Origin of the sequence: Kitasatospora sp. MBT63, assembly GCF_000710465.2 — a bacterium.
In the GTDB taxonomy this organism is placed as follows: Bacteria; Actinomycetota; Actinomycetes; order Streptomycetales; family Streptomycetaceae; genus Kitasatospora.
On the sequence record NZ_JAIZ01000272.1, the window covers coordinates 1 to 5,334 of the forward strand.

Consider the following 5,334-nt stretch of genomic DNA (forward strand, 5'->3'; position numbering starts at 1 on the left):
CCCGGCGCGCGTCCAACGGGGTGGTGCTCGTCGCGGCGGGTCTGACCTTCCTGGGGGTGATCGGCCCGACATCCAGCAGTGCCGTGTCAGCACCCGGCCGTGGGCACCCGTCAGGGGCTCCCACACGGTTCGTGCCCGGGCCCTGCCCGGAGACGCCGGAGCCGGTACCCGGGCGGTGCGGGTTCCTGGAGGTGCCCGAGAACCGCGAGCGGCCCGGCGGGCGGACAATCCGGCTGGCCGTCGCGACCGTCCCGGCCGTGTCCTCGACCCCGGCCGGGGATCCGGTGGTGTTCATGGAAGGGGGGCCCGGCGGCGACGCCTTCGGGGCCATCCCCTTCCTGATCGCTTCCGGTGTGAACCGGGATCGCGAGCTGGTCGTCATGGCCCAGCGCGGCACGCTGCACTCGGAGCCGCACCTCGCCTGCCCGGAGATCGACCGGTTCAACGCGTACGCCGTGGGGCTGCCGTACGACGCACCGTCGACCGGGCGGCTGCTGGTGGGCGCGGCGAAGGAGTGCCGGGACCGTCTGACGGCCGACGGCATCGAGCTGAGTGCCTACAACACCACCGAGAACGCCGCTGACTTCGCCGATCTGCGCCGGGCGCTGGGCATCGAGTGGTGGAACGTCTACGGGTACTCGTACGGCACCGACCTGGCCCTGACCTACCTGCGCCGGCACCCCCGGGGGATCCGCTCGGTGGCGATCGACTCGGTCGCGCCTCCGCAGATCGTGAGCCTGCCGTGGACCTGGGACAGCGCCCAGGAGGGGATCAACGCGATCTTCGCGGCGTGCGAGGCCCAGCCGGGCTGCGGGAGCCGCTACCCGGACCTGCCGCGCACGCTGACCGAGCAGGTCCGGCGGCTGGAGGCGAACCCCCTGACGCTGACGGTGCAGCCGCCGGGCGGAGGGAACCCGGTGAAGGTCGTCCTCGACGGGGGCTCGCTGGTGAACCTGCTGGTCGCCGACGGCGGCGCGATGCCGGCCGTCGACGTCCCCGCCGCGCTCGACGAACTCGCCCACGGGAACCCGGAGCGCTTCGCCCGGGCCCAGGCCGCCGGGGCGACGCCCGTCATCGGCGAGTTCGCGCACGGCCTGACCCAGTCGGTGGCGTGCGGCGAGTGGGCGCCGGGCTTCTCGGAGGCCGACCTGCTGGAAGCGGGACGCCGGGCGTTCCCCGGCTGGCCGGACACGGTCCTGGCCCACGCCCCGCAGCTGCCCTTCGAGTACGACGTGTGCCGTGTCTGGAACGTCCCCGACCGCACCGGGATCCAGCGGGTCGCCACCTACAGCGACGTCCCGACGCTGATCGTCTCCGGCACCTTCGACGCGAAGACCGGGGCGAGCTGGGGCGAGTACACCGCCCGGACGCTCTCCCGCTCGACCGCCGTACGGATTCCCGGGATCGGCCACTTCGTGGTCCCCCAGTCGCCGTGTGCGCAGAGCGTCCTGGCCTCCTTCCTCGCACATCCGACCGCGCCCGACGACTGCTGCGTGGCCGGACTGGAACCCGCACCGTTCACCATCACCCCCGACCCGGAGAGAGCCTGATGTCCATCCGCCCGCCCCACCACCGGCGCCCTGTGCGACGGCTCCGAACCGCGCTGGCCGGGGCCACGGCCGGCGTCCTGTTCGCCGGCCTCGCCGCGCTGCCCGCCCATGCCGGGAACGGCGGCGCGGAGCCGCTCGGCACGGTCGCCCGGACGATGGGCCACGCCCGTTTCGAGCCGGGCCCCTGTCCCCGGACGGCCGACCCGATCCCCGAGCTGGACACGGCCCGCTGCGGCACGCTCACCGTGCCCGAGAACCGTGCCCGGCACGACGGACGGAAGATCACACTCGGCGTCGCGATCATCCCGGCGGCCACCAGGAGACCGGCGCCCGACCCGATCGTGTGGCTCGCCGGCGGGCCCGGCGACGACGCGGTGTCCGAGATCCCGCTGGCGGTCAACGGCGGTCTGAACCACGACCGGGACGTCATCTTCATGTCCCAGCGCGGGACCTACTCGGCCGACCCGGAGCTCACCTGCCCGAACATCGACGAGTTCAACGCCCGCGCCCTCGGCCTCGTCTTCGGTGCGCCGTCCACCGGGCGCCTGCACGTCGAGGCGACCCGGGAGTGCCGCGAGCAGCTGATCGGCCGCGGGGCCGACCTCAGCGCCTACAACGGGACCGAGAGCGCCGCCGACTACGCGGACCTGCGGGTGGCGCTGGGCATCGAGCAGTGGAACGTGTTCGGCATCTCCTACGGCACCGACCTGGCCCTCCAGTACATGCGCCTGCACCCGGCGGGCATCCGGTCGGTCGGCATCGACGGCGTCCTGCCGCCCTCCCTGGCCGGTGGGGCCGTGACCTGGCGAGCGGCACGGGAGGGCTTCGACGGCATGTTCGAGGCGTGCGCGGAGCAGCCCGCCTGCAACAGCCGCTACCCGGACCTCAAGGGCACCTTCGAGCGCCTCGTCGTCGAGCTGGAGGCCCGGCCGGTCACCACCACGGTCACCGTCCCGGGCCACCCGGAGCCGGTGGAGGTCGTGCTGGACGGCGGAGTGCTGGTGACCTGGCTGACCTCCGCCAGCCACCTCGCGGCCGGAGTGCCCCGCTCCATCGACGATCTGGCCCACGGCAACCCGCAGCGGATCGCCGAGCAGTACGCGGGCGGCAAGCTCAGCCCGCAGGCCATCGGGAGAGTCGCCCACGGGCTCTCGTTCGGCGTCTTCTGCAGCGAGTGGACACCGTACGAGAGCGAGGAGGACGTGATCCGGGCCGGGCGGCGCGCGTTCCCGTCCTTCCCGCGGTCGGTGCTGTCCAACGCCCCGCAGCTCGCCTGGCTCCACGACGACTGCCGTGCCTGGGACGTCCCCCCGGCCCCGCGCTCGATCCGGGACGTGACGCGCAGCGACATCCCGACCCTCGTCCTGTCGGGCGGCTTCGACTCCCAGACCGCGCCGAGCAACGGGCCGTACGCCGCCCGCACGCTGAGCCGGTCCACCGAGGTCACCGTCCCGTACGTCGCCCATGTGGTGTTCGCCGACTCGCCGTGCGCGCAGGCGATCACCCGCTCGTTCTTCGACACTCCGACCGCGCCGGACACGGAGTGCCTCGCGTGCCTCCGGCCGCCCGAGTTCGAGATCGCACCGTGAGGCCGGCCGGCTGACCGGTCGGCCGGGCACTCGCCGCACTGTCCGTGCGGCGGGTGCCCGTCGGCGTTCCGGGGAAAACCGCTGTGGGGTGGGTGGGCCGGTCTGCGACGATCACCGGATGGGTGTCCTGGATGCCGTGGCCGGCCGGGTCGCGGGTGGCGCGGTGGTGGAGTTCCGGCCGAGTGGGTCGTCGATGGTGCCGCTGGTGCGCAGCCGGCAGCTGGTGGCGGTGGCCCCCGTCGATCCGGCGAAGGTGGAGGTCGGGGACATCGTCCTCGCCCGGGTCGGCGGGACGGTGTACCTGCACCTGGTGTCGGCGGTGGACCGGGCCCGGCAGCGCGTGCAGATCAGCAACAACCGCGGCCGGGTCAACGGCTGGACCGGTCACGACCGGGTCTTCGGCATCTGCACGGCGGTCGAGGGCGTACCCCGGGCGGGCACCGACGGCAAGCTCCGGCGCCCGGCCACGGATCCGCGCCCGGCGCAGTCGGCGGCGTCGGCGGGCCTGCCGGACGGCTGGACCATCGAGCGGGTGCGCGCCGAGTCGGGGGACGGCACCGCCACGCTGCTCCCGCCGTGGCGGCCGGTGCTGGTCGAGCGGGCCGACGGGGCGGACTACGACCGGCTGCGGCCCGAGGCGATCCTGTCCTTCCACGGGCTGTGCCTGGTGCTCGCGGACGGTGAGTGGTTCATGGGCGAGCTGGACACCGACGGTTCGCTGGTCTGCTGGAGCTCCTACGGACCCGACCTGGGCGTCGCCATCCAGGGCCTGTGAACGGGCGGGGCGGGTGGACGGGCGGGGCGGGTGAAGGGCGGCTGCCCCGTCAGGAGGCCTCGACGGCGGCCTTGATGCGGCGGCCGAACGCGTCGGCGTCCTTGCGGGCGGCGCTCAGTGCGAAGCCGACCAGCAGCTTGCCGATGCCGTGGCCCTCCAGGGTGTTGAAGATCCGTACCCGGGTCCGGGTGTCGGAGATGGACTGGAGGTCGTAGCCGCCCGCGGAGGCGGTGACGAGGTTCTTGGAGATCTCGGCCCAGCGGACCGTGGTGGGCGCCACCAGCTCGGTGATCCGGAACTCCCGGCCGGTCTTCATCCCGGCGTCCTTGACGGTGCTGGTGAACACCGTGCCGACGGCGGTGGGCCCGTCCGGCCTCTTGGTGATCGCCAGCACCCGGGGGCTGAACTCGGGGTCGTTGCGCCCGTCGGCGAGGAAGGCGAAGACCTCCGCGACCGGCCGGTCCACCTCCACCGTGGCCTCGAACTGACCCGCCATGACGCCTCCTGTGCCGTGTTGTCCGGACCCCTGCTGTGGCGTTCGCGATCATGCCAGATCCGGCGTCCGAACGCCCGTACCCACTCGACGGGGAGCTGCAGTGTCGTGTGCGCACCCGCCGGGGATCAACCGTCCAGCGCGTCCCGCACCTGGGACGCGGCGGACCGCAGCGGTGCGGACGGGAGCCGGGCCAGGCGGTCGACCACCGCCGCGACCCGGTCCCGGTCGCCGAGGGAGCGGGCCGCCCCCGACTCGACGGTCTGCTTCAGGAACTCGCCGAGCAGCCGGCACTCCCGGCCGGGGTACCGCCTCCGGTGGTGGGTGAACTCCGCGCTCCAGTACTCGTACGGCTGCCGCAGGGTGGCGGAGAGGGTGGCGGCGCCGCCGCCCGTACGGGAGGCCCCGGAGAGGGCGAGGACCTGGTCGGTCACGGCGGCGAGCAGCTTCGAGTCGCCCCACCGGCCGGGCGTGACCGTCAGACCGACCGTCATGAACCTCCGCCACGGGACCAGCTCCGCCCGCGCTCCTGCCTCCCAGCGGCCGATGCCCTGCTCCTCGAGCCTGAGGTGGGCGCCGCCGCGGGCGGCCGGGTCGCCGATCAGCCATGCTCCGTCGACGAGGACGAGGGGGCCGAGGTGGTCCGACACGGTGTGGTTGACGCTCCTCTTCGGCCGGTGCGGGGTGCGGCCGGGGTGTGGGCGGCGCACGGAGGCATCGTGCCACGGCCTCGGCCGGGCGGGATGGGCCCGGCGAGCCGCAGGTGGTGGGGTCGGGCCGCGTCGGTAGGGTGTCGAGGGTCCGCCGGTTCGCTGTGCGCCCGCGTCGGCCTGTCCCGGCGGTCGTGGTGACCGCCGGTGGCCTCACCGACCGCCCCGGCGGGTACGGCGGCGTGGTGAGCGGGAGGCGGTGAGCGAGCGGTGGCGC

The 5,334-nt window shown here is 74.1% G+C and carries 5 protein-coding genes; 3 read left to right on the plus strand and 2 right to left on the minus strand.

The genetic code is table 11. The features are described from left to right. Positions 1-191: 191 nt before the first annotated feature. The 3 genes from AA75_RS17180 to AA75_RS52000 all read left to right on the plus strand — a co-directional run bounded on the left by AA75_RS17180 (position 192) and on the right by AA75_RS52000 (position 3,914). Positions 192-1,550: an alpha/beta fold hydrolase gene (locus AA75_RS17180; RefSeq protein WP_033820939.1), complete on the plus strand. Its 1,359-nt coding sequence runs from the start codon at positions 192-194 to the stop codon at positions 1,548-1,550. Positions 1,551-1,582: 32 nt separating this feature from the next. Continuing rightward, the gene (locus AA75_RS17185; protein ID WP_233289057.1) at positions 1,583-3,139 is read left to right on the plus strand and encodes an alpha/beta fold hydrolase; all 1,557 of its coding nucleotides are present in this window, start codon (positions 1,583-1,585) and stop codon (positions 3,137-3,139) included. Positions 3,140-3,257: 118 nt separating this feature from the next. Continuing rightward, entirely contained in the window at positions 3,258-3,914 is a 657-nt protein-coding gene (locus AA75_RS52000) for a hypothetical protein (protein WP_233289058.1), read from the plus strand. Positions 3,915-3,963: 49 nt separating this feature from the next. On the opposite strand, the gene AA75_RS17200 is transcribed toward AA75_RS52000, so the two are convergent. Together AA75_RS17200 and AA75_RS17205 are read right to left on the minus strand one after the other, a co-directional pair. After that, a complete protein-coding gene (locus AA75_RS17200; protein WP_033820941.1) occupies positions 3,964-4,410 on the minus strand; it encodes an SRPBCC family protein in 447 nt (148 codons plus the stop codon). A gap of 125 nt (positions 4,411-4,535) precedes the next feature. After that, positions 4,536-5,117 carry a hypothetical protein gene (locus AA75_RS17205; protein ID WP_149038197.1) on the minus strand — a complete coding sequence of 194 codons (582 nt, stop codon included), beginning with the start codon at positions 5,115-5,117 and terminating at the stop codon, positions 4,536-4,538. Positions 5,118-5,334 lie beyond the last annotated feature (217 nt).

Excerpts from the sequence above, each read along its gene's own strand:
- AA75_RS52000 (WP_233289058.1), top strand. The coding sequence starts at position 3,258 with ATGGGTGTCCTGGATGCCGTGGCCGGCCGGGTCGCGGGTGGCGCGGTG.
- AA75_RS17200 (WP_033820941.1), bottom strand. The coding sequence starts at position 4,410 with ATGGCGGGTCAGTTCGAGGCCACGGTGGAGGTGGACCGGCCGGTCGCG.